21 protein-coding genes, 1 tRNA gene and 1 pseudogene are annotated in these 22,592 nt (G+C 71.7%); 11 read left to right on the forward strand and 12 right to left on the reverse strand.

What is annotated here, in order from left to right; translation table 11 throughout:
* The 5 genes from B9S57_RS02765 to B9S57_RS02785 form a co-directional block, all read left to right on the forward strand.
* On the forward strand, window positions 1–358 hold a 358-nt coding region (locus tag B9S57_RS02765), incomplete at its 5' end, for an ABC transporter permease subunit (RefSeq protein ID WP_146057703.1).
* Window positions 355–1,611, forward strand: coding sequence for an MFS transporter (locus B9S57_RS02770; protein WP_103513932.1), 1,257 nt, complete (start codon window positions 355–357; stop codon window positions 1,609–1,611). The genes B9S57_RS02765 and B9S57_RS02770, both read left to right, overlap by 4 nt.
* Before the next feature lie 60 nt (window positions 1,612–1,671).
* Window positions 1,672–3,069 (forward strand): cysteine--tRNA ligase, encoded by a 1,398-nt coding sequence (cysS, locus tag B9S57_RS02775; protein ID WP_103513933.1) that lies wholly within the window; start codon window positions 1,672–1,674, stop codon window positions 3,067–3,069.
* 105 nt (window positions 3,070–3,174) lie between these two features.
* Window positions 3,175–4,131 carry a 23S rRNA (guanosine(2251)-2'-O)-methyltransferase RlmB gene (gene rlmB, locus B9S57_RS02780; RefSeq protein ID WP_103513934.1) on the forward strand — a complete coding sequence of 319 codons (957 nt, stop codon included), beginning with the start codon at window positions 3,175–3,177 and terminating at the stop codon, window positions 4,129–4,131.
* 736 nt (window positions 4,132–4,867) lie between these two features.
* Window positions 4,868–6,502, forward strand: a complete 1,635-nt coding sequence (locus tag B9S57_RS02785; RefSeq protein ID WP_181011208.1) for a DoxX family membrane protein — start codon at window positions 4,868–4,870, stop codon at window positions 6,500–6,502.
* A gap of 75 nt (window positions 6,503–6,577) precedes the next feature.
* Here the strand turns inward: B9S57_RS02785 and B9S57_RS02790 are convergent, their stop codons facing one another.
* From B9S57_RS02790 to B9S57_RS02800, 3 genes are all read right to left on the reverse strand, one after another.
* On the reverse strand, window positions 6,578–7,297 hold the full coding sequence (locus B9S57_RS02790; protein WP_103513936.1) for a nucleotidyltransferase family protein: 720 nt from the start codon (window positions 7,295–7,297) through the stop codon (window positions 6,578–6,580).
* Window positions 7,298–7,333: 36 nt separating this feature from the next.
* Window positions 7,334–7,747, reverse strand: a complete 414-nt coding sequence (locus B9S57_RS02795) for a hypothetical protein (RefSeq protein WP_103513937.1) — start codon at window positions 7,745–7,747, stop codon at window positions 7,334–7,336.
* A 224-nt stretch (window positions 7,748–7,971) separates the two neighbouring features.
* Entirely contained in the window at window positions 7,972–9,108 is a 1,137-nt protein-coding gene (locus B9S57_RS02800; protein ID WP_103513938.1) for an ABC transporter ATP-binding protein, read from the reverse strand.
* Between the two features lie 178 nt (window positions 9,109–9,286).
* Between B9S57_RS02800 and B9S57_RS02805 the strand changes: the two genes are divergently transcribed.
* Together B9S57_RS02805 and B9S57_RS36325 are read left to right on the forward strand one after the other, a co-directional pair.
* A tRNA-Thr gene (locus tag B9S57_RS02805) sits at window positions 9,287–9,364 on the forward strand.
* 93 nt (window positions 9,365–9,457) lie between these two features.
* Window positions 9,458–9,622: pseudogene (locus B9S57_RS36325) on the forward strand (IS3 family transposase); the annotation flags it as partial.
* Here B9S57_RS36325 and B9S57_RS36165 read toward each other — a convergent pair.
* The 4 genes from B9S57_RS36165 to B9S57_RS02830 all read right to left on the reverse strand — a co-directional run bounded on the left by B9S57_RS36165 (window position 9,547) and on the right by B9S57_RS02830 (window position 13,054).
* A complete protein-coding gene (locus B9S57_RS36165; RefSeq protein ID WP_374935906.1) occupies window positions 9,547–10,332 on the reverse strand; it encodes a DUF2231 domain-containing protein in 786 nt (261 codons plus the stop codon). The pseudogene B9S57_RS36325 and the gene B9S57_RS36165 overlap by 76 nt on opposite strands.
* A 139-nt stretch (window positions 10,333–10,471) precedes the next feature.
* Window positions 10,472–11,239, reverse strand: a complete 768-nt coding sequence (locus tag B9S57_RS02820; RefSeq protein ID WP_103513940.1) for an FAD:protein FMN transferase — start codon at window positions 11,237–11,239, stop codon at window positions 10,472–10,474.
* Window positions 11,232–11,672 (reverse strand): FMN-binding protein, encoded by a 441-nt coding sequence (locus tag B9S57_RS02825; RefSeq protein WP_103513941.1) that lies wholly within the window; start codon window positions 11,670–11,672, stop codon window positions 11,232–11,234. Before B9S57_RS02825 ends, B9S57_RS02820 begins: the two co-directional genes overlap by 8 nt.
* Before the next feature lie 17 nt (window positions 11,673–11,689).
* Window positions 11,690–13,054: a ferric reductase-like transmembrane domain-containing protein gene (locus B9S57_RS02830; protein ID WP_103513942.1), complete on the reverse strand. Its 1,365-nt coding sequence runs from the start codon at window positions 13,052–13,054 to the stop codon at window positions 11,690–11,692.
* 169 nt (window positions 13,055–13,223) lie between these two features.
* Between B9S57_RS02830 and B9S57_RS02835 the strand changes: the two genes are divergently transcribed.
* Window positions 13,224–13,958 (forward strand): response regulator transcription factor, encoded by a 735-nt coding sequence (locus B9S57_RS02835; protein ID WP_103513943.1) that lies wholly within the window; start codon window positions 13,224–13,226, stop codon window positions 13,956–13,958.
* Window positions 13,955–15,382: a cell wall metabolism sensor histidine kinase WalK gene (locus B9S57_RS02840; protein ID WP_103513944.1), complete on the forward strand. Its 1,428-nt coding sequence runs from the start codon at window positions 13,955–13,957 to the stop codon at window positions 15,380–15,382. The genes B9S57_RS02835 and B9S57_RS02840 overlap by 4 nt, the downstream gene beginning before the upstream one ends.
* A gap of 221 nt (window positions 15,383–15,603) precedes the next feature.
* On the opposite strand, the gene B9S57_RS34105 is transcribed toward B9S57_RS02840, so the two are convergent.
* The 4 genes from B9S57_RS34105 to B9S57_RS02860 form a co-directional block, all read right to left on the reverse strand.
* On the reverse strand, window positions 15,604–16,455 hold the full coding sequence (locus tag B9S57_RS34105; RefSeq protein WP_181011209.1) for a hypothetical protein: 852 nt from the start codon (window positions 16,453–16,455) through the stop codon (window positions 15,604–15,606).
* 455 nt (window positions 16,456–16,910) lie between these two features.
* Window positions 16,911–17,276 carry a hypothetical protein gene (locus tag B9S57_RS02850; RefSeq protein WP_103513946.1) on the reverse strand — a complete coding sequence of 122 codons (366 nt, stop codon included), beginning with the start codon at window positions 17,274–17,276 and terminating at the stop codon, window positions 16,911–16,913.
* Between the two features lie 78 nt (window positions 17,277–17,354).
* Window positions 17,355–18,047 (reverse strand): TNT domain-containing protein, encoded by a 693-nt coding sequence (locus B9S57_RS02855; protein WP_103513947.1) that lies wholly within the window; start codon window positions 18,045–18,047, stop codon window positions 17,355–17,357.
* Window positions 18,048–18,269: 222 nt separating this feature from the next.
* Window positions 18,270–19,661, reverse strand: coding sequence for an FAD-binding oxidoreductase (locus B9S57_RS02860; RefSeq protein ID WP_103513948.1), 1,392 nt, complete (start codon window positions 19,659–19,661; stop codon window positions 18,270–18,272).
* A gap of 33 nt (window positions 19,662–19,694) precedes the next feature.
* Here B9S57_RS02860 and B9S57_RS02865 point away from each other — a divergent pair, with 33 nt between their 5' ends.
* Complete coding sequence (locus B9S57_RS02865; protein WP_374935907.1) at window positions 19,695–20,636, forward strand: aminoglycoside phosphotransferase family protein; 942 nt, start codon at window positions 19,695–19,697, stop codon at window positions 20,634–20,636.
* A gap of 37 nt (window positions 20,637–20,673) precedes the next feature.
* Window positions 20,674–21,150 (forward strand): GNAT family N-acetyltransferase, encoded by a 477-nt coding sequence (locus B9S57_RS02870; RefSeq protein WP_103513950.1) that lies wholly within the window; start codon window positions 20,674–20,676, stop codon window positions 21,148–21,150.
* An 8-nt stretch (window positions 21,151–21,158) separates the two neighbouring features.
* Here the strand turns inward: B9S57_RS02870 and B9S57_RS02875 are convergent, their stop codons facing one another.
* Window positions 21,159–22,355, reverse strand: a complete 1,197-nt coding sequence (locus tag B9S57_RS02875; protein ID WP_103513951.1) for an IS110 family transposase — start codon at window positions 22,353–22,355, stop codon at window positions 21,159–21,161.
* Window positions 22,356–22,592: the final 237 nt, after the last annotated feature.

Here is a 22,592-nt window from a genome sequence, read left to right on the forward strand (position 1 = left end):
CGTCGCCGTCGCCCGCGCCCTCGGCGCCGGGCCCTGGCACCGGCTGCGCCGCCACATCCTGCCCGGCGTCGTGCCGCCCGTCGTACGCCACGCCGTCCTGCGCGTCCCCGCCATCGCCCTGGCGCTGGCGTCCCTCGGCTTCCTCGGCCTCGGGACCCCCGCCCCGGAGCCGGAGTGGGGCCGCATGCTCTCGGAGAACATGCCCTACGCCGAACGCGCCCCCTGGGCCGTCCTCGCCCCCGCCGCCGCGCTCGCCGCCCTCGGCGCCCTCGCGGTGCTCACCTCGGCGGCCGTACGCGGCAGGGGGCGCGGGGTGCGGACGACGGATGCGCTCCCACGCGGCAGGGGACGCGGGTGACGACAGCCCAGGCGGGCATCCGGCCGGCCGCCGACGGCCCGGACCTGAGGCCCTACCTCCGGCTCCTGAGCGCCACCCAGTTCGCTTTCAACACCGGCTTCTACGCGGTCCTGCCCTATCTCGCGGCCCACCTCGGCGACGGACTCGGCATGGCCGGCTGGCTCGTCGGGCTCGTGCTCGGTCTGCGCACCTTCAGCCAGCAGGGACTCTTCGTCGTCGGCGGCGCCCTCACCGACCGCTACGGTCCCCGGCCCGTCGTCCTCACCGGCTGTGTCCTGCGCGTCGCCGGCTTCTGCTGGCTCGCCGGGGCGGACTCCACCGCCACCGTCATCGGCGCCGTGCTCCTCATCGGCTTCGCCGCCGCCCTCTTCTCACCCGCCGTCGAGTCGGAGACCGCCCGGAGCGCCGTCGCGTACGAGAAGAGGACCGGGACGCCGCGCGCCCAGGTGCTGGCCGTGTTCTCCGCCGCCGGCCAGGCCGGGGCCTTCCTCGGCCCCCTGCTGGGCAGTCTCCTGCTGCTGCTCGGAGGCGGATTCCGCACGGCCTGCCTCGCCGGAGCCGTGGTCTTCGTCGGCGTGCTCGCGGGACACGCCCGCCTCATGCCCCACCGTCCACGCCGCGTCCGGGCCGTCACGGGCACGGGCGGCCTCCGGCGCACCGTCGCCGACCGGCCCTTCCTCGTGCTCTGCCTCGTCTTCAGCACCTACCTCGTCTCCTACAACCAGCTCTATCTCGCCCTGCCGGAGGAGGTGGAGAGGGCCACCGGCTCACAGGCTGCGCTCGGCGGACTCTTCGCGCTCTCGTCCCTGCTCGTCGTCGTCGCGCAGCTGCCCCTGACCCGCTGGTCCGCACGGCGCATCGCGCCCCGGGCCGCCCTCGTCACGGGCCTCACGGCCGTCGGCGCCGGCTTCGCCGCGGTGCCCCTCACGCCCGCCGGGCCGGCCGGGCTGCTCCCCGCGGCGTCGCTCGTCGTCCTGCTCACGCTCGGCCAGATGCTGCTGGTCCCTGCGGTCCGGGGGCTCGTACCTGATCTGGTGGAGGACCACCGGCTCGGGCTCGCCACCGGCGCGCTGTCCTCGGTCTCCGGCCTCGCCGTCCTCGTGGGCAGCGCCGCCACCGGAACGCTCCTCGACGCGCCCGGCCCCGTCCTGTGGACGGTGCTCGCGGCCGTCCCCCTGGCGGGTGCCGCGCTCGCGCTGACGCTGCCCGGCCGGGAGCGCACTCCGGAGCCCGTCACCACCGTCACCGATTAGTTGTGACACGTTTTCCACAGGGGGCGCTGGGCACTGGTGCGGGCCCACTACCCTTGAGGGGTGACTATTCGCCTGTACGACACCGACGCCCGGCAGATCCGTGACTTCGTCCCGCTCGCAGCGGGCTGCGTCTCGATCTACCTCTGTGGCGCGACTGTCCAGGCCGCCCCGCACATCGGGCACATCAGGTCCGGGCTGAACTTCGACATCATGCGCCGCTGGTTCGAATACCGCGGCTACGACGTGACGTTCATCCGGAATGTCACCGACATCGACGACAAGATCATCAGGAAGTCCGCCGAGCAGGGCCGCCCCTGGTGGTCCATCGGCTACGAGAACGAGCGCGCCTTCAACGACGGCTACGCCGCCCTGGGCTGCCTCCCGCCCACGTACGAACCGCGCGCCACCGGTCACATCACCGAGATGGTCGAGATGATGCGCGGCCTCATCGAGCGTGGCCACGCCTACGAGGCCGACGGCAACGTCTACTTCGACGTCCGCTCGTACGAGGGGTATCTGGAGCTCTCCAACCAGGACCTCGACGACCTGCGCCAGCCGTCCGGTGACAACGAGACCGGCAAGCGGGACAAGCGCGACTTCGCCATGTGGAAGTCGGCCAGGCCGGGCGAGCCCAGCTGGGAGACCCCCTGGGGCCGTGGCCGTCCCGGCTGGCACCTCGAGTGCTCCGCGATGGCCCACAAGTACCTCGGCACCGCCTTCGACATCCACGGCGGCGGCATCGACCTGATCTTCCCGCACCACGAGAACGAGATCGCGCAGGCCAAGGCCTTCGGCGACGAGTTCGCGAAGTACTGGGTGCACAACGGCTGGGTCACCATGTCCGGCGAGAAGATGTCGAAGTCCCTCGGCAACTCCGTGCTGGTCAGCGAGATGGTCAAGGCCTGGCGCCCGATCGTCCTGCGCTACTACCTCGGCACCCCGCACTACCGGTCCATGATCGAGTACAGCGAGGAGGCCCTGCGCGAGGCCGAGTCCGCCTTCGCGCGGATCGAGGGCTTCGTCCAGCGCGTCGTCGAGAAGGCGGGCCCGGTGGAGGCCGCCCCCGAGGTCCCACCGGCGTTCGCCGATGCCATGGACGACGACCTCGGCGTCCCGCAGGCGCTCGCGATCGTCCACACCACGGTCCGGCAGGGCAATTCCGCGCTCGCCGCCGACGACAAGGAAGCCGCCGTCGCCCGCCTCGCCGAGGTGCGCGCGATGCTCGGCGTCCTCGGCCTGGACCCGCTCGACCCGCACTGGGCGGGCGAGAGCGACCGCGGCGAGGATCTGCACGGCGTCGTCGACACCCTCGTACGGCTCGTGCTCGACCAGCGCCAGTCGGCCCGGGAGTGCAAGGACTGGCCCGCCGCCGACGCGATCCGCGACCAGCTCAACCAGTCCGGTCTCGTCATCGAGGACAGCCCCAGCGGACCCCGGTGGACTCTCGGCCCGCGCTGAGCGGATCTCGCACCATGCGTGAACAGCGCAAATGTGCCGCCCGGCCGTCCGGGCGGCACACTTTCACTTGACGACGTTTTTCTGAAGCAACGAAACAGGTAGGTCATGGCCGGGAACAGCCAGCGCAGGAACCGCCGCACGTCCAACAAGAAGGGCATGCAGGTCGGCAGCGGCGGTAACCGACGCCGTGCTCTCGAAGGCAAGGGACCGACGCCGCCCGCCTCCGCCCGCAAGGGACACAAGAAGAACAGGGTGGCGAACGCCCAGGCCAAGCAGGCCGCGTCCCGCCGCCCCGCCCCGCGCCGTGGCGGCGCCAAGGGCACGTCGGAGATGGTCGTCGGCCGTAACCCGGTCTTCGAGGCGCTGCGTGACGGCGTGCCCGCGACCACCCTCTACGTCCAGCAGTACATCGAGAACGACGAGCGGGTCCGCGAGGCCCTCCAGCTCGCCGGTGAGCGCGGCAACATCCACCTCATGGAGGCCCCGCGCCCCGAGCTCGACCGGATGACGAACGGCCTGAACCACCAGGGCCTCGTGCTCCAGGTCCCGCCGTACGAGTACGCGCACCCGGAGGACCTCACCGCAGCCGCGTACGACAACAACGAGGACCCGCTGATCGTCGCCCTCGACGGCGTCACGGACCCCCGCAACCTCGGCGCGATCGTCCGCTCCGTCTCCGCCTTCGGCGGCCACGGCGTCGTCGTTCCCGAGCGCAGGGCGGCCGGCATGACCGCCGGAGCCTGGAAGTCCTCGGCGGGCACCGCGGCCCGGACCCCCGTCTCGCGCGTCACGAACCTGACCCGCGCCCTGGAGGCCTACCAGAAGGCCGGCCTCACCGTCGTCGGCCTCGCCGCCGACGGCGAGCACACGGTCGAGGACCTGGAGGCCCTGGCGGGCCCCGTCGTCGTCGTCATCGGCAGCGAGGGCAAGGGCCTGGGCCGCCTCGTCGGCGAGACCTGCGACTACCGGGTCCGGATCTCCATGCCGGGCGGTGCCGAGTCCCTCAACGCCGGTGTCGCCGCCGGCATCGTCCTCTACGAGGTGGCCCGCCGCAGGGCGTGACACCCGCAGGACGGCAGGGGGCCGGAGCCTGGGGCCCTGCCTGCCCGCGTCCGGGGTCTTCACGCACTCCGCGGGAGCGTCCGCGTCCCTGCCCGGGCGCCGGTGAGACGACCGGCTGAGGGCTGCCCGCGTGCAGCTCGCCCGTCACCGGCGGCCTCCGGCGATGCCCGCCCGTCACCGTGGTCCCGGCGACGACCGTCGGCCGCCCGCGCCGGGGCTTTCGCCCGTGTCCGGACGCGGGACCACACCTGTTCCCCACGGCACCCGCGCCCACCGACGGCCGGTACCGGCGCGACCGAACCCGGTGGGTGCTCCTCGGCCCCTCATGACCTCAGCCCCTCATGCCCCTCGGCCCCGCGGGCACGTGCCCGGCCCCGGTGGAGTTGTCCACCGCATCGCGACGCCGAGGCGCACCCGTGCCGGGTGGAGTACGCCACCCGTCTGCGGGGCGCCGGGCCCGATGCGGCAGTCGATCTCCGCACCGGCTCACCCCCGTACGGACACCGGGACGAGGTACGGGGGTGAGCCGGCGGTGGCGGCTCGCCCCTGCGGCAGCCGGTCCGGGCCGAGCCCACGGCCGCCCCGGGACCTGCGCGAAGCCGCCGGGCGGCGCGCGCTGTGCTCCCGCTCCGAGCGCCCGGCGTACACGGACGCGCGCCCCACTGCGGGCTGTTGACGGGTCTCGGACACTTCGGACGCGTCAAGGCAGTGTCCTAATCACACATCACTCGGTTAGATGAGTGTGGACACCAGAACGCCTCGGTTCGACGACCAACCCGCCCTGAGCATGACAAAGGTGGACAGCGACCCCGCGCAGGTCATCGTCAGCCACGCCAGCTTCCGGGTGCAGCTCGCCCCGGGCCAGCGCACCCGTCTGCGCCCCGTGGGCTCCGCCGGACCGGTCAGGATCCCCGCCATGGGCGGCGCGGGCGGCCGGAGGCGGGCTCCCGTCGTGTGGAGCGGCAGGTCCGAACCGGGCGACCCCGGAGCGACCGGACTCCTGCAGGCCGTACGGAACTCCACCGCCGGCCACCTCGAAGCGCGCCCCGGCGGCGACTTCGGTACGGGCGACGGCGGCGGCACCCAGGTCATCCCGCGCCTCGACGAGACCCAGCCCAACCCCGTACTCCTCGCGCCCCAGCGGCCCGGAGGCGGGCGTACCGGACCGTTGCTGCCTCCCATGCGGCAGGCCGTCGGCGCGTACGACGGCGTCGAGCCGCCGGCCCGCGACGCGTACGACCTCGCCGACGACGACGAGCCGAGCACCGACGGCCAGGGCGGCTCCTCCGCCGGGGAACGGCGCCGCGCCGGCGACACCGTCCGGCACGCCTACTACCCCGGCCGCCGGATGAACCTCGGCGTCGTGCTCCTCCCGCTCCGCGTCATCCTCGGCTTCCTCTCCATCTACGCGGGCATGGGCAAGCTCTGCGACCCCGCCTACTTCGACGGCGGCGACCGTGGCTCCATGGTCAAGTGGCTGACCTCGCTGCACCCGTGGGCCGCCGCCGAACCCCTGCGCGACTTCGCCCTCTCCCACCCGGTCGCCGCCGGGCTCTCCGTGGCCTTCCTCCAGGTCGTCGTCGGTGTCCTCACCGTCCTCGGACTCTGGCAGCGGGTGGCCGCGGCCTTCGGCGTCCTGCTCTCCGCCGCCATCCTGGTGACGGTCAGCTGGCGCACGGCCGCCGCCTACGACACCCCGGACATCATCCTGCTGGCCGCCTGGAGCCCGCTCGTCATCGCCGGTGCCCCCGTCTACTCGCTCGACGGACGTCTCGCGGGGGAGGCCTGGCGCACGCTCGGCCCGCGCTCCGAGATCTGGGACCTCCGCCGCCGGGTGCTGCGCCGCGGGGCCGTGGTCGCCACGGTCGTCGTCGGCCTGACCCTGCTGGTCGGCTCCATGCTCGGCGGGGCGGTCCGCTCCACCGAGGTCGTCACCGTGCCGGGACCCGACAGCTACCCGACCAACCAGCTGCCCGGCTCCCCGCTCCCCGGTGAGTCCGAGGGCAAGAAGCGCAAGCCCTCCAGCACTCCGGAGAACCGCACGCCCGAGACGTCCCCCTCCAGCGCGCCCGGCACCCCGTCGGCCGAGGAGTCCACCCCGGGTTCCGAGTCCTCGCGTGACTCCTCCCCGACGGCGGGTGCCAGCACGGGCCGGCCCAGCCAGACGCAGGGCACCGGACAGGCGCCTCCGCAGGAGCCCGCACCGGAGGTGCCCCCGACCGGTGACGCCGGTCCCAGCTCGTCCGGACCGGCCGGCTCGGGAGGCACGACCGGCGGCTCCGACGGCGGTGGCACGAGCGGCGGATCGGACGGCGGCTCCTCGTCCTCCGGTGGCGCGGGCCAGAACCCCATCGGCGGCCTGCTGGGCTGACCCGGCTCCCCACCACACCGCGAGGGCGGCCACCGGACATCCGGTGGCCGCCCTCCCGTACGCAGGGGCCGGGCGTCATTCGCCCGCGTGGGCGCCCAGCTCCCTCGCCGCCTCCGTGAGGTCCTTCGCGGTGTCGATGGCCCGCCAGTACGCCCCGTGCGGCAACGGGAACCCGGCCAGCCGGCGCTCGCGGGCGAGCCGGGGGAACGTGGTCCGCTCGTGGTCGCCGCGGTCCGGCAGCATCCCGGTGAACGCGGGCGCGAAGACGTACACGCCCGCGTTGATCAGATACGGCGACGGCGGCGACTCGATGAAGTCGGTGATGTGGCCGAACGCGTCCGTCTCCACCGCGCCCCACGGGATGCGCGGGCGGGCGAGCGCGAGCGTCGCCGTGGCGTCCCGCTCGGCGTGGAACGCGGCCATCTCCCGCAGCGAGAAGCGGGTCCAGATGTCACCGTTGGTCGCATACCAGGGCTCCGACGGATCGGGCAGCCTCGTCGCGGCATGCCTGAGACCGCCGCCCCGGCCCAAGGGCTCGGTCTCGACGACGGTCGTGACACGCAACGGAAGATCGGCCGAGTCCAGCCACTCCTGCAGCACATCGGCAAGATGGCCGCACGAGATCACGGCGTCGATGACGCCCTCGGCGGCCAGCCAGGACAGCTGATGGCCGATGATCGGGGTCCCGGTCCCCGGGATCTCGACCATCGGCTTGGGGCGGTCATCGGTGTACGGGCGCAGCCGTGAGCCCTGACCACCCGCCAGGATCACGGCCTGCGTCGGATACGTATGCATGCCAGGCACGATATGCCGTGCCCGGACATGCCCGGCTCAGCTGAACTGTGCGACGCCCGAGGCGAACGAGGTGTCGCAGACCGGCCGGGAGAAGCGGTGGGCGCGCGTCGGACCGTACTGGTCGACGGCGGCCTTGCCGAGCGCCTTGGCGATCGACATGCAGTGCTTGGCGAGCGAGGGGCGCCCCTCCACGGTGCGCTGGAGGCTCGTCAGAGCGACACCCGGGTCCTTCTCGCGGAGCTCCAGCAGGAGCTTGTCCCGCAGGATGTCCTGGGGGGCACGGGCCTTCGCCTGCTTGGACACGGTCTCCGAGGCGGTGGTCAGCAACTGGGTCTCGGTGTCCTGCCCCGACCACTGCACGCGGGTGACCGCGAGGGTCCCGGACAGGACCATGACGACGGGCAGTACGAGAGCGAGGGTTCGGCCGATACGGCGCGCGGTGTGGGTCACGCAGGCGAGCGTAGCGGGCAGTGATGACTTGGCGACATTTCGTCACTCTTGCGGGGGATGGTTCGAGTGGCTATTTCGAATCAGACGTTGACGCGGTGGGGCGAATTGACCGGTGTGCCAGGGTATTTGGCGTCCCAAGGATCCGAAACCCGATCCTCCCCGCGACACGCGAACGGCCCCGCGTCCGGGAGGGACGCGGGGCCGTGGCGGCTGGATCGGACGGGTCAGGCGGTCAGGCGCTCACCGGTCGACGTGGCGAAGACGTGCAACTCGTCCGGGCGCGGCACGACGTGGAGCTCGGTGCCCTTCTCCGGGACGGCGCGGCCGCCGACGCGGACGACCAGGTCCTTGTGCTCGCCACCGACCTGTGCGGCACCGTAGACGAAGCCGTCGGCGCCGAGCTCCTCGACGACGTTGACGGAGACGGCCAGACCGGCCGGGGCCTCGGAGGCGGCCTTGGAGAGGCCGGTCGCGGCGGCGCCGCCGTGCTCGACGATGTCGAAGTGCTCGGGGCGGATGCCGACCGTGACGGTGCGGTCACCACGGTCCGCGGCGGCGGAGAGCGCCTCGCGGGAGACCGGGACGACGCTGTTGCCGAACTTCACGCCGCCGTCGGTGATCGGGACCTCGACGAGGTTCATCGCCGGGGAGCCGATGAAGCCGGCCACGAAGAGGTTCGCCGGGCGGTCGTACATGTTGCGCGGCGAGTCGACCTGCTGGAGGAGACCGTCCTTGAGGACGGCGACGCGGTCACCCATGGTGAGGGCCTCGACCTGGTCGTGAGTGACGTACACGGTGGTGATGCCGAGACGGCGCTGCAGCGAGGCGATCTGCGTACGGGTCGACACGCGGAGCTTGGCGTCGAGGTTCGACAGCGGCTCGTCCATGAGGAAGACCTGCGGCTCACGCACGATGGCGCGGCCCATCGCCACACGCTGGCGCTGACCACCGGAGAGCGCCTTCGGCTTGCGGTCAAGGTAGTCGGTGAGGTCCAGCATCTTGGCGGCCTCTTCGACCTTCGCCCGGATCTCGGTCTTGTTCACACCGGCGATCTTGAGGGCGAAGCCCATGTTGTCCGCGACGGACATGTGCGGGTAGAGCGCGTAGTTCTGGAACACCATGGCGATGTCCCGGTCCTTCGGGGGCAGGTGCGTGACGTCGCGGTCACCGATGCGGATCGCGCCGCCGTTGACGTCCTCGAGACCCGCGAGCATGCGCAGGGAGGTCGACTTGCCACAACCGGAAGGACCGACGAGGACGAGGAACTCGCCGTCCTCGATGTCGATCTCGAGCTGGTCCACTGCCGGCTTCGTGGAGCCGGGGTAGACGCGGGACGCCTTGTCGAACGTGACACTGGCCATGGCGATTCTTCTCCTCCACCGGCAGGAACGTGCCGGACGATCCGAGTAAGGGAGTGGTGTGGTCCACTGGAGTGAACCTGAGGTGACGCTACCTGGCGGTTTCCGATCTGTCAGTAGGTCTCGGGTCTCGAATTCGACGCGGGATCCTGCCCAGGCTTTGGTTACACTGCTCCCGCACGCCTCCTTAGCTCAGTCCGGCCAGAGCAACGCACTTGTAATGCGTAGGTCGTCGGTTCGAATCCGACAGGGGGCTCCACGAAACCCCAGGTCACATAGCCCGTGACCTGGGGTTTCTGCTGTTCTGGGGTTGGTGTGCCGGATGGCCGGGGCGCGGCGGGAGGGCCTGCGTGAGCGGAGCCGCTGGGGGACCTACTTCTTGGGCTTCTGCCGCTTCGCGATCGTCACCTGGATCGAGCGCACCTACCACCGCCGCCGGCGTCAGAGACGCCTGGTCCGATTGACCCCCGTCCAGTACGAAGCCATCATGACCCCACCCGCAGCCCTGGCTGCATAGACCCCGCTGTCACCTACTCGTGCAGCAGTCCCGGAGTCATGGCGGTTACGCGACGTGGCGGTGCACGCCCGTGCGGTCCGCTCCACAGCAACGGGGCGTGCCTGTTCCGTACGGACCGCCAGCAGCACGCTCGGGGCATGCCGAACACTCCGTGCGCGGTCCTTGGCAGGGGGCATCGCAGCAGGTGCGTATGAGCCGTGGTCGGGATGTGCGGTGGCGGAGTAGCCGTCGTGCCAGGCGGCTTTGGCGCCGGAGTCACCGATTCGGTAGACCTGCACGCCGGCGCCCACGCCGATGACGAGGGAGAGCGCCGCAGCCGTGATGCGCAGAGGTGTGGCCACCGTGCCGCTGGTGGATTCCGGCGCATCGGGGGTGCGGAGAGTGGCCCGGCGGTAGAACCACCACACCGCTGCGGTCGCGAGGAACAGTGCGATGGCCCAGGGGATCAGTTCGTCGCCGAGTTCGGTGTGTTTGCGGACCAGGGCGTCGCTGTCCACGTGCCGATCCAACCACTCGCCGGCGTGTGTGGTGAGCGGCACGCTGATGAGTGAGACCAGGGCGAGAGCGGGGAGGGCGAGACCGAAGCGGCGCATGACCGAGGGCCAGATGGCGCAGAGGACGAGCGCAAGAGCTGTCAACGGTACGAGGACGACCACGATGTGCGCGAGCAGGACGTGCGCGGGGATGCCGTTGATCAGGTCGAGTCCCACAGGGGGCTCCTTCGCGGTGGGGGCTGGGTTGGGGTGCAACGCTGGACAGGTGTGAGCTGGGCCGGTGTGTCGTGGGAAGCCCGGGTCACCCCGTGGGGGTGCCCGCGCGCTGCGGGCCGGAACGGATCCGGGCCTTGTCTCAAGACCCATGTCGGCTGAACCCCGTCGTCTGCCAGGTCCGGCCGTCGGGCAGGACGGCGAGTGCCTCGTACTCGTCGAGCGCTTCCAGCCAGTCCCGTGCGCCCCGACCCCTGGCACACGCCGCGGTGGCGTAGGCGTCGGTCATGGTCAGACGGGGGCCGACCACGGTGAGGGACGCGAACGTGGTGGCCGGCGTGCCGTGGTGCGGGTCGAGGATGTGGGCACCGCGTTCGGCGGTGCCGGACGTGGCCACGGCGAGGTCGCGGTCGGCGGTGATGACGGTGGCGAGTTCGCCGGGGCGCAGTGGGTGGGCGATGCCGATGCGCCATGGTGTGCCGGGAGTTGCCCGGCTGCGGAGCTGGAGGTCGCCGCCGCCGTTGACGTATGTGTGGTGCGCGCCGGCTTCGTGGAGGAGTTGGGATGCCGCCTCGGTGGCCCAGCCCTTGACGAGCCCCGAGGGGTCGAGGGATCCGGCGGAGACGGTGCTGAACCAGCCGTCGGTGACGCGGGTGGCCTGGGCGCAGAGGGAGAGCACTTCGTGGACCTGGGGTGGGCAGTCGGCCAGCCGGATGCTGCCGCGGTCCAGCCGGCTGATGTGGCTGTCCGGCCGGTAGGTGGAGAACACGGCGTCGACATCGTGGAGTTGCCGCACCGCCTCGGTGAGGGCCCGCCGGATGGCGGTCGTGGGCCTGTCCCGGATGTCGAAGGAGAAGACGGTGCCCATCACGTGCTCGATGTGCCTGAGCCCCTGTGCGGTGTCAGGCATGGGCTTGGTCCAGGGCGCTCTGCAGGGACTGGATGTAGCCCTGGCTGGTGTAGCTGGCTCCGGAGACGGCGTCGATGTGCGCGCTCTTCGCCCCGATCGCTTCCTGGGTGAGGCGGGGCAGCGCGTAGGAGGCGATCTGCTGGTCACGCCCGTTCTGGTCCGGCGCCTGGAGCACCTTGACGGCGGTGAGCTGTCCCTTGACGATCGTGGCGGCGACCTGCACGGTTCCGTACTGGGTATCGATCGGCTTGCCGGTAAACGTGCCGGTGCCCGTGGACGCGCCCCGCGAGGGTCCTGTGGGGTGCGGGGCCGAGGGTGCCGTGGGGGAATGCGGGGCCGGCCCGGCGACGGCAGGGGGCTGGTGCGGTTTGAGGGCGAGCAGCGCGACGATCAGGGCGCTGGTCCCGGCGGTGACGATGACGGCTCGGCGCATGGCTTCTCCTCGGATCCTCAGAACGCGAACGACTCGTGGTGGATGCGCCGCGCCGGTACACCGGCTTCCCGCAGGGCGTGGACAGCGGCGTGGGTCATGCCGGGCGGACCGCACAGGTACACGTCGTGCTCGGCGAGATCCGGCACCAGCTCGTTCAGGCCCTGGGCGGTGAGCGGCGAGGAGTATCCGGCTGGTTCGTCGACGACGTAGTGCACGGTGGCCTGCCGGCGGGCGGCTATCGCGTCGATCTCCGTACGCAGGGCGAGGTCCTCGGCGCGGCGAGCCCGGTAGATGAGGGTGACGTGCCCCGGCAGCGTCTCGAAGAGCGCGCGCAGGGGGGTGATGCCGACGCCGCCGGCCAGGAGCAGCACCTTGGCAGCGGTGCGGCGGTTCGCGGTGAAGCCGCCGTACGGTCCCTCCGCCCATACCCGGGTGCCGGGTGCGAGGTGGGCGAGGGCCGCGCTGTGGCTGCCCGCGGCCTTCACCGTGATGCGCAGGTGGTGGGGGCGTGCGGGGGCGGAGAGGGAGTACGGGTTGGCGGTCCACCACAGTCCGCGGGTCAGGAAGCGCCAGCGCAGGAACTGTCCCGGCTCGGCCCGCAGCTCGTCCAGGTGCGTGCCGGTGAGATGGACGGAGATCACCCCAGGGGCCTCCGGGTGGATCCAGGCCACCCGCAGGCGGTGGCGTATTCCGCGTCGTACGGGGACGGCGAACCGGTACCAGGCGAGCAGTGCGGCGACGCCGATGAACAGCGTGTACCAGGCGATCTGGGCGGGGCGGTTCCCGACGAAGTCGGCGCCGTTGGAGAGCTGGTGGCCGAAGGAGAGGAAGATCGCCAGATAGGTGGCGAAGTGCAGGTAGTGCCAGGTCTCGTAGCTCATCCTGCGGCGGGCCGCGCGGGCCGAGAGGATTCCGGTGGCCAGGAACAGCAGGAAGCCGATCGTGCCCTTGAGGAGATCGGGGTAGTGCAGGACGAGCGTGGAGGTCTGGCTGACCACGTTCGTGTGGGACGTCAGGGAGTAGCCCCAGATGATCAGCAGGACGTGGGCCAGGACCAACGAGATGGTCCAGCGGCCGCCCAGGGCGTGCCAGCGGGCGAGGCGGTCGGTGCCGATGCTGTGGTCCAGGAGGGGGACGCGGGCCATCAGGACCAGCAGGACCGCACAGGCGTAGCCGGCCAGGAGCCCCGTGATGCGCCCTGCGTCGGTGAGCCAGCCCGCGAGGCCGACGACCGAGGTTGTGTCGCTCCACCACAGCGCGAGTACCCCGGCGGCTCCGGCCCAGATCACCAGCGGCGCCAGGAACGGCACGGCGGTGCGGCGCGGGCGGCGGTGACGCAGCCCGCGGCCGGTATCCGTGGTGGTGGCGAGTGTGATGGGCATGTGCTCCTCCGGACAAGGTGCTTTCCGGCGATGGGCGGCCAGCCTCACAGCCCAACCTCTGTGAACCTTCTGAAACCGCCCCGTGTGCCGCTCTCAGCGCCGATTCAGAGGAAACTCAGAGACACGAGGCGCGCAGCGGCGGTCGGCGCCGGGTCATGCTGAAAGCACCATGGACAAGCCGCGTACCGCCTCGCCTCTGCACCGGCCCGACGGAGACCCCGTGCGGGTCCTCGTCGTGGACGACGAACCGGACGTCACCGACGTCCTGGCCGGGGTCCTGAGCAGCGAGGGCTGGCAGGTCCGCACCGCAGCCGACGGCACGACCGCGCTCGCGACCGCCCGCGACTTCCGTCCCGACGCGGTGGTCCTGGACTGGATGCTGCCCGACCTCGACGGCCTGCAGGTCCTGCGCGCCCTGAGACGCGAGGCGCCCAGCGTGTGTGTCCTGTTCCTGACCGCCCGCGACGCGGTCGAGGACCGTATCGCCGGCATCACCGCGGGCGGCGACGACTACGTCACCAAGCCCTACAGCCTGGAGGAAGTACTTGCCCGGCTGCGGGGGCTGCTCCGGCGGGCCGGCATGACGGCGGAACCGGGTACGAACTCGCTGACCGTGGGAGACCTGTCCATGGACGAGGAGGCCAGGGAGGTCAGGCGCGGCGGGGTCACCATCGATCTGTCCCGGACCGAGTTCGAACTGCTGCGCTTCCTGATGCGCAACCCGCGCCGGGTGCTGTCCAAGGACCAGATCCTCGACCGGGTCTGGGCGTACGACTTCGGCGGACGCGCCCACATCGTCGAGCTCTACATCAGCTACCTGCGCAAGAAGGTCGACGCCGGACGGACCCCGATGATCCACACCGTGCGCGGCGTCGGCTACGTCCTCAAGGCGGAAGCCCCGTGAGGCGCCCGCCACCTCGCACCCTGCGCGGTCAGCTCACCGCGGGCCTCGTCGCTCTGCTCGCTCTCGCCTGCCTCGGCGTCGGCATCACCACGGCCCTCGCCCTGCGAGGGTTCCTGCTGGGGCGTCTGGACGATCAGCTGTCCGCGTCCGGTGGCAGGTTCGCCGCCAGCCTGGAACACGAGGCCAGGCCCGATGCCGACAACCGGGCCGACACCCGGGGCCAGGCCGAATCGACCCTCGGCGCCCGTCTCCTGAACGGCAGGGTCACCCAGGCCGCCGTGGTCGACGACGCCACCGACCGGCACCTCCGCCTCACCGACGGCGATCGCCACACCCTGGCAGCGGTCCCCGCCGACGGCCACGGACGCAGCGTCCGCCTCTCCACGCTCGGGGCCTACCGCGTCACCGCGGTCTACGGTGACGACCAGGACATCCTCATCACCGGACTGCCCCTGCACCCGGTCGAGGAGACCGTACATCGCCTCGAAGCGGTCGAAGCCGCGCTCTTCGGGGCCGCCCTCGTGGTCACCGGCATCGCCGGAGCCGTGTGGGTGCGGGTCTCGCTCCGGCCCCTCCAGCGGGTGACCGCCCGGGCGGCCGAGGTGGCAGGACTGCCGCTCGCCAGCGGTGAGATCGCCATGCCGGGGCCGCTCCCGGACACCGACCCCCGCACCGAGGTCGGCCAGGTCGGGACTGCCCTCAACCACATGCTCGGACATGTCGAGGACGCCCTCACCCGCCGCCAGGCCAGCGAGGAACGGCTCCGGCAGTTCGCCGCCGACGCCAGCCATGAGCTGCGCACCCCCGTCGCCAACATCCGGGGCCACGCCGAATCAGCCCTGCGCCACCCGGGGACCGTTCCCGGCGAGGTCCACCACGCCCTGGAGCGCATCGACGCCGAGTCACAGCGCATGACACGCCTCGTGGACGACCTGCTGCTCCTTGCGCGGCTCGACGCCGGACGTCCCCTCGAACACGAGCCGGTCGACCTGACCCTGCTGATCCTCAACGCGACCGACGACGCTCGCGCCGCCGGCCCCGGGCACCACTGGGTCCTCGACCTTCCCGAGGAGCCGGTCACCGTCCCCGGCGATGCCCACCGGCTTCAACAGGCCATCGGCAACCTCCTGGCCAACGCCCGCACCCACACCCCGCCCGGCACCGAAGTGACCATCACGCTCGCCGCAGATCCTGCCGACGTCTCCGTGAGCGTGAGCGACGACGGTCCGGGCATCCCCGAAGAGCTCCAGTCCGAAGTCTTCGGCCGCTTCGTCCGCGCCGACCACGCCCGCTCCCGCAGCACGGGCAGCACCGGTCTCGGCCTCTCCATCGTCCACGCCGTCATCACCGCCCACGACGGAATCATCACCCTCGACAGCAGCCCCGGACGAACCACCTTCCGCCTCACACTCCCCAGGAGATGAACGTGCTGCGGGATCAGAGCTGGCCGGGACGCCATCCAGCGGATGAAGGCCTGTCGCGGCCAGTCGCGGAGCGCAGCCCACATCGTGCGGCACCGCAGCAGCGAACCGTCCGCTGGCCCGGCGGGACTCTGCTTGCTCGGGCAGCCAGGGCAGCGATCCGGTACGGCGACGGGGAGGGCGATCGATGACGGCCGTCGGTTCGGGGCCCCGAGTGCCGGCGCTCAGCCCCGCAGGGTCACCCCGTGGATCGCGCGCAGGCGGTCGAGTTCCCACCATGCCAGCGCCGAGACGGACAGCGGCCCGCCGAGCAGTGCGCAGACCTGGATGAACGGGGGGCCGGGCGGCATCCCGGACACGGCCGGGCTGACGACCGCCAGTACCCACACCAGCACGCCCGTCAGCAGCGCGGGGAGAGCGGCGTGGACCTCGGACGTGCCGAAAAGGGTGCGGATCACGCTCGCGGTGGCGAAGAACACGAAGAAGGACATCCACAGTGCCGGGACGCACAGGACCATGGTGATGAGCGGGCTGAACACGCTCCTGTCCCCGTACCCCTGGACGGAGAGGTTGACGGACACCGTGAGACCGGCCAGCAGCGGCACGCTGATGAAGGCGCCGAAGTACCAGACGGCCGAGCGTATGACGGGCCGCAGCCGCTCTCGCATGCCCGGCCTCGCGGCGGGTGGCGCGAAGCGGAACAGCATCAGGATCACCAGAGGGGCTGTGAGCAGCAACAACAGGGGTGTGAGCGCTGTCCGCACCATGTACTGCCCCTGGAGGTCCTCGAAGTCCGCCGCGGTGCCGTAGACGACGAGGATCAGGAGGGTCACGGCCACGGCTGCCCACGTCCTGATCCTCTGTACGCGCATGACCTGCGGATCCAGGATGCGGCGGTGGAGGTGCGGGGGGAACCTACGGTGGGCCTGGCGGCGGGCCGAGCGTGCCAGGGGATAGGACAGGACGAGCACGAGCGCCGGCCAGAGGCAGCACAGCAGCACGGGCACCCATACGCAGCCGTGGACGGGTATGCGCCGGAGCAGGTCCCGAAGGGGTGGCCACTCGTCGTCGCGCACCCGCTGCCACAGCGAACGGGGTGGTACGTACGGGGGATACGGCGGTGGTTGCGGGACGGGGCCGCCGCCTGGCCGGTGTGGAGGCCGGCCGCCGTCCGGCCGCCGGGGCGGGTCGTACGGATTTCGCCCGCCTGAGGTCACGCCGGTTCCCTCCTGTCTGAGCCGCGGGTCGGTGAGTGACCACAGAATCATTCAACTACGGCTGAGACAAAGGGATATGGGCGGGGTGTGCCCACCCGGCGCCCAGGTCGCCCTGTCTCGCCGCCGGGTCCGAAGCGCCACGGTTCCCGGCCGGGTCCGAGTCAGGCAGGGGCAGCGGGAACCCCGGGTCCCGGACATGGTCCTGGTCCGGCCCGGGGTTCTGTGACCGGCGGGGGGCGACGGCCGGCCGATGACCGTGCGTCCGAACCCCTTACCGCACGCTGACATCCAGGGGGAGCGGCCGGCGGCCACGGTCAGGGGGCCGGTGGTCCGTCGGTGTCCGGGCCGGGGGCGCGTTCGAAGTCCTCCTCCGCCCTGCGCTGGATCTCGTCGGCGTCGGCCAGCAGCCGGTCGATCCGTTCCGGACCGCCCGGGACGGGGGGCGGGGCCCCGGTGAGGGTGTCGTACAGATAGCGGCAGGCCTCCGCCTCGGTGGCGAAGCGGGTGATGACCTCCTCCTGGCCCCGCTGGCGCATCAGGACCGGCCAGGCGTCGCCCTCCGGGCGCAGGACGTAGTAGGCGTCCAGCTGGAGAGCCACGGGGTGGACGCCCGGGATCTCGTACAGGGCGTCCGGGACGCCCTCGCGGCGGAGGCGCTCCGTGAGCTCGGTCCTGTTCATCGCCTGGTTCCTCTCGTGCACATGCGTGTGGGCGGGCCCCGGCCGTGCCGGGACCCGCCCAGGAGCGTGCGGTCGTGATCAGTTCAGGGCTTCGAGCTTCTCGGCGGTGACCAGCTCCGAGACCCGCTGGCTCGTCTTGTACTGGATGCCCAGGCCGGGCTGCCCGAACCAGGGCCGGATGCGGCCGGCCTCCACGGTGAACGCCTCCTCGACCCTGTACAGGTGGTAGCTGTACGGGTAGTCGTCGGTGTACCTGACGAGGTTGCTCGGCGGGATCGCGCGCTTGGCGTACGGCGTCCCGGCGGGGGCGAGGAAGTTGCCGCGGCCGCTGCCGAAGAGGTCGACGAGCTGGCCCACGCGGAGCGTCAGCGTCTTCTTGACGGGGTTGCCCGCGCGGTCGAGGACGAAGCCGTCGTTGTCCGGGTACCACCAACCGGAGTCGCCCGAAACCGGGTTGGTCTGCCAGTAGCACCCGAGGAACCAGTAAGCGGAGTGCGGGCCCGTGCGGTCGTAGCCCCGCAGCATCGCCCCGATGGCGCCGGTCCTCGGCAGGACGCGCGGGCCGAGCCGCCAGTCGTCGAGGTAGTACTGCTCCAGCGCCGGGTTGGGTGCTCCGGCCGTCCCTCGCGTCCTGCCCTCGGTCGGGCACTGGGCCGCCTTCGGGCGGGCCGCGCCGGTGTCGGCCGTGTCGGCGTGGACCGCCGGCGCCGGCCCGACGAGGAGGAGGAGCGAGGCGATCGCGCTCCAGGCGAAGTTCCGCAGCACCCGCATAGAAAGTCGGTCCCTTCTCATGGCCCGGGGCGGCCGAGGCCGGCACGCGTGGGCGTCGAGGTCGCGCGAAGACTCCCCGGGGGAGGGGAGCCGTGTGGTGACCGACAGTCAAGGGGGCTCGGAAGCACGCGCGGTGGCAGGGATGCGTGCCGTCACCCGCACGGAGTCGCACGTTCTCCTGATTGGCCTAGGAGACGGCCGGGCACCCCGTGCGCGGACAGGTCAGTGGCGTCCCGAGATGCGGTCCGCCGCCTTCGCGATCCGGTCGGTGCCGAGCCGGGGTGAGGCGGTCTCGCGGCGGTCGGCGGTGCGGTAGGCGGCATAGAGGGTGTGGACGCCCAGCCAGCGGAAGGGTTCGGGTTCCCAGCGGCGGACCTTGTGGTTGACCCAGGGGAGGGCGGTGAGGTCGGTGGGTCCGGCCTGCCCGGAGTCCTGCTGGATGAGGTCGCGCAGGGTGCGGGCCGCGAGGTTGGCGGTGGCGACGCCCGAGCCGACGTAGCCGCCGGCCCAGCCGAGGCCGGTGCTGCGGTCCAGGGTGACGGTGGCGCACCAGTCGCGGGGGACGCCGAGCACGCCGGACCAGGCGTGGTCGATGCGGGTGCCCGCGGTGGTGGGGAAGAAGCGGACGAGCAGGTCGCGCAGTGCCTCGATGGTGGCGGGCTGGGTGCGCCCGTCGTTGTCGGTGGCCGAGCCGTAGCGGTAGGGGATGCCGCGGCCGCCGAGGGCGATGCGATCGTCGGCTGTGCGCTGGGCGTACATGTAGGCGTGGGCCATGTCGCCGAGGGCCTCGCGGCCCTCCCAGCCGATGGTGTCCCAGAGGGTCTTGGGCAGGGGCTCGGTGACGATCATGGAGGAGTTCATCGGGAGCCAGGTGCGGCGGTGGCCCTTGAGACCCGCGGTGAAGCCCTCGGTGCAGCGCAGCACGTAGGGGGCGCGGACCGTGCCGTACGGGGTGACGGCGTGCTTGGGCTTGATCTCGGTGACAGGCGTCGACTCGTGGATGGTGACGCCGAGGGCCTCCACGGTGTCGGCGAGGCCCTTGACGAGCTTGGCGGGGTGCAGGCGCGCGCCGTGCGGGGTCCAGCTGGAGCCGACGGCTCCGGCGACCCGGATGCGCTCGGCGGTCTCGCGGGCGCCGCGCAGGACCCGGTCCGTCTCGCCGAAGGCGATCTCGACGGAGTGGAAGTCCTTGAGCCGGGCCAGCTGGGAGGGGGTGTGGGCGACCTCGAGGACGCCGCCGTGGTGGATGTCGGCGTCGATGCCCTCCTCACCGGCGACGCGGATGACCTCGCCGACGGTGCCGTTCATGGCCTTCTGGAGGCGGACGGCTGCGTCGTGGCCGTGGAGCTTGGCGTAGCGGTCGCGGCCCGCGATGCCGTTGTAGAGCCAGCCGCCGTTGCGGCCGGAGGCACCGTAGCCGCAGAACTTGGCTTCCAGCACGGTGATGTTGAGGAACGGGACGGCCTTCTTGAGGTAGTACGCCGTCCAGAGCCCGGTGTAGCCGCCGCCGACGATGCAGACGTCGGCACTGCTGTCTCCGGGCAGGGGTTCGCGTGGGGCGGGGGTGCCCTCGTTCGCGTACCAGAACGAAATGCCGCCGTTGACGGTGTTCATGTGTCCCCTGCTTGTCCGTGTGCAGCCCAGTCGCTGGAGGGACGGTACCTCTACGCTCGCCGTGTGATCGATGTTCCGTACGACCTGGGTGCGAATCTGAGGGCGCACGGCGGCGCGGAGGGGGCGGAGTTCGCCGACGCGTTGCCCGGGCTGGCCGGGAGGTTCCTGGGGGAGTGGGGGCTGCGTCCCGACGGGGCTGCGATGTACGGGATGTGCGCGCTGGTGCTTCCGGTGGTGCGGGAGGCGGACGGCCGCGGGGCTGCGCTGAAGCTGCAGAGGGTGGACGCGGAGACGGCGGGGGAGCCGGTCGCGCTACGGGTCTGGGGCGCCGCGGACGCCGGGACGGTCGCGCTGCTGGAACACGACGGGGCGACCGGGGCCATGCTGCTGGAACGGCTCGACGACCAGCGCCCCTTGGCCGGTGTCGCGGACGACCGGGCGGCGGTGCGGGTGCTCGCCGCGTCGCTGGCCCGGCTGGTCCGCGTACCGGCTCCGCCCGGGATGCGGCGGCTGGAGGACGTGGTTGCCCGGATGCTGGAGGAGGCGCCCGGGGCGGTCGCGCTGCTGGAGGACGCGGACGAGCGGCGGTTGCTGCGGGACTGCGCGGCCGCCGTGCGGGAGGTGGCGGGCGAGCCGGGGGACCGGTTGCTGCACTGGGACCTGCACTACGACAACATCCTGGCCGGGCGGGCACAGGACGGCCGGGCGGGGCAGTGGGTGGTGCTGGATCCCAAGCCCCTGGCCGGCGACCCGGGGTTCGAGCTGTTCCCCGCCCTGGACAACAGGTTCGACGCGTCCGAGGTGCCCTGGAGGTTCGATCTGCTCACCGGGGAGCTGGGGCTGGACCGGGAGCGCGCGCGGGCCTGGACGCTGGGACGGGTGCTGCAGAACGCGCTCTGGGGGCTCCGGGGCGGGGAGCGGCGGACGGCGCCGGACCACGCCGAGATCGCCCGGCGGCTGCTGGGGCGGAACTGAGGGGCCGGGGAGCTGCCCGCCCCTCTAGGCTGCCCCCATGATTCGCGCAGCCACCCCCGAAGACATCCGTGCCATCCACACCATGGTCCGTGAACTCGCCGCGTACGAGAAGGCGCTCGACGAGGCGAACGCCACCGAGGAGCAGCTGCACGAGGCCCTGTTCGGCGAGCGGCCGGCCGCGTACGCGCACGTCGCGGTGGCGGACGACGACGGCGACGTGGTCGGGTTCGCGCTGTGGTTCCTCAACTTCTCGACGTGGCGCGGGGTGCACGGTGTGTATCTGGAGGACCTGTACGTGCGCCCGGAGCGCCGCGGCGGCGGTTACGGGAAGGCCCTGCTGACGGAGCTGGCGCGGATCTGCGTGGAGCGCGGGTACGGGCGTCTGGAGTGGTCGGTGCTGGACTGGAACGCTCCGTCCATCGCGTTCTACGAGGCGCTGGGGGCGCGGCCCCAGGACGAGTGGACGGTGTACCGGCTGACGGACGGGGCGCTGGCGGAGCTCGGGGCTTCCTAATGCTGTTGTCAAGCGGCCGTAGCCATCGGCGGTGTCACTTCGTAGCACCGTCGGTCGCGGATCAGTGCCCAGATGACGTTGACACGTCGGCGGGCGAGGGCGAGCACGGCTTGGACGTGCCTCTTCCCTTCGGCGCGTTTGCGGTCGTAGAACTGCCGTGAGTTCGGGTCGTAGCGGACGCTGACGAGCGCGGAGGTGTAAAAGACGCGCTGGAGTCTGCGGTGGTAGGTGACCGGCCGGTGGAGGTTGCCGCTGACCTTGCCCGAGTCGCGAGGTGCTGGGGCGACGCCGGCGAAGGCCGCCAGGGCGTCCGGGGAGTCGAACTCGTCCAGATCGCCGCCGACGGCGGCGAGGAACTCGGCACCGAGAGTCGCACCGATGCCGGGGACGCTCAGGACGATGTCGGCGAGTTCGTGCTCGCGAAACCGGCCCTCGATGAGCTTGTCCATCTCGGAAATATGCGCGTTGAGGGCCATCACCTCCTCAGCCAGGGTATGGACCAGCTTCGCGATGGTCTTCTCCCCAGGCACGGCGGTGTGCTGGCGCGCGGCGGCCTCGACCGCCGCTTCGGCCAGGTCCTTGGCGCTGCGGACCTTGCGGTTGGCCAGCCACTTCGTCAGCCGGGCGACGCCGGCCCGGCGGATCGAAGCCGGGGTCTGGTAACCCGTCAGCAGCTTGAGCGGGCCGGTGTTGGTCACGTCCAAGGCCCGCTCCAGGGCCGGGAACATGCTCAGCAAAGTGCCGCGCAGGCGGTTCACGACGCGGGTGCGGTCCTCGACCAGGTCAGACCGGCGCCCGGTCAGCAGCTTCAGCTCGATGGCTGCCTCGTCACCGGGACGGATGGGCCGCAGGTCGCGGCGCATCCGGGCCTGGTCGGCGATCACGTAGGCATCGCGGGCGTCGGTCTTGCCCTCGCCGCGGTAGCCGTCGGACGCCCGGTTCACCAGTCGGCCGGGCATGTAGAGGACCTCTTGGCCGTGGCTGACCAGCAAGGCCAGCAGCAACGCGGGTTCCCCGCCGGTCATGTCGATCGCCCAGGTGACCTCACGCCCGTCGGCCAGGTCCAGGACATCCCCGACCAGCTTCAGCAGCTCGGGTTCGTCATTGGCGACCCGCCGCGACAGCAGTGTCTTGCCGTCCACGTCCAGGGCAAGGCCGTGATGGTGGCCCTTGCCGACGTCGATCCCCGCCCATATCCGGCTCATCGCGCTCCTGACATGCGTGTTCGTACTCTTCGTGCCACGGACGACCTCGCCGGCATTGCTCTACACAGCGACTTGTTCGCACTTCCTAATCGGCGGCCGAGTCGTCGTGGGGCGCTGAGCGGCAAAGCCTCGATTGCCACGAGACGGCAGCGGCCTGAAAGCCACACCCAGCGCCCCTGGGTGACCCAACCCTACGAATGGCTCGATCAGCCCGATCAAGAAGGTAGAGCGGCCTGA

This window comes from Streptomyces sp. SM10 (genome assembly GCF_002910915.1).
Taxonomy (GTDB): domain Bacteria; phylum Actinomycetota; class Actinomycetes; order Streptomycetales; family Streptomycetaceae; genus Streptomyces.

Excerpts from the sequence above, each read along its gene's own strand:
- B9S57_RS02850 (WP_103513946.1), bottom strand. The coding sequence starts at position 17,276 with ATGAACAGGACCGAGCTCACGGAGCGCCTCCGCCGCGAGGGCGTCCCG.
- B9S57_RS02825 (WP_103513941.1), bottom strand. The coding sequence starts at position 11,672 with ATGCGCCGAGCCGTCATCGTCACCGCCGGGACCAGCGCCCTGATCGTC.
- B9S57_RS02790 (WP_103513936.1), bottom strand. The coding sequence starts at position 7,297 with ATGCATACGTATCCGACGCAGGCCGTGATCCTGGCGGGTGGTCAGGGC.
- B9S57_RS02835 (WP_103513943.1), top strand. The coding sequence starts at position 13,224 with ATGGACAAGCCGCGTACCGCCTCGCCTCTGCACCGGCCCGACGGAGAC.
- B9S57_RS02800 (WP_103513938.1), bottom strand. The coding sequence starts at position 9,108 with ATGGCCAGTGTCACGTTCGACAAGGCGTCCCGCGTCTACCCCGGCTCC.
- rlmB (WP_103513934.1), top strand. The coding sequence starts at position 3,175 with ATGGCCGGGAACAGCCAGCGCAGGAACCGCCGCACGTCCAACAAGAAG.
- B9S57_RS02875 (WP_103513951.1), bottom strand. The coding sequence starts at position 22,355 with ATGAGCCGGATATGGGCGGGGATCGACGTCGGCAAGGGCCACCATCAC.
- B9S57_RS02860 (WP_103513948.1), bottom strand. The coding sequence starts at position 19,661 with ATGAACACCGTCAACGGCGGCATTTCGTTCTGGTACGCGAACGAGGGC.
- B9S57_RS02870 (WP_103513950.1), top strand. The coding sequence starts at position 20,674 with ATGATTCGCGCAGCCACCCCCGAAGACATCCGTGCCATCCACACCATG.
- B9S57_RS02820 (WP_103513940.1), bottom strand. The coding sequence starts at position 11,239 with ATGCCTGACACCGCACAGGGGCTCAGGCACATCGAGCACGTGATGGGC.
- B9S57_RS02785 (WP_181011208.1), top strand. The coding sequence starts at position 4,868 with ATGAGTGTGGACACCAGAACGCCTCGGTTCGACGACCAACCCGCCCTG.
- B9S57_RS02830 (WP_103513942.1), bottom strand. The coding sequence starts at position 13,054 with ATGCCCATCACACTCGCCACCACCACGGATACCGGCCGCGGGCTGCGT.
- B9S57_RS02855 (WP_103513947.1), bottom strand. The coding sequence starts at position 18,047 with ATGCGGGTGCTGCGGAACTTCGCCTGGAGCGCGATCGCCTCGCTCCTC.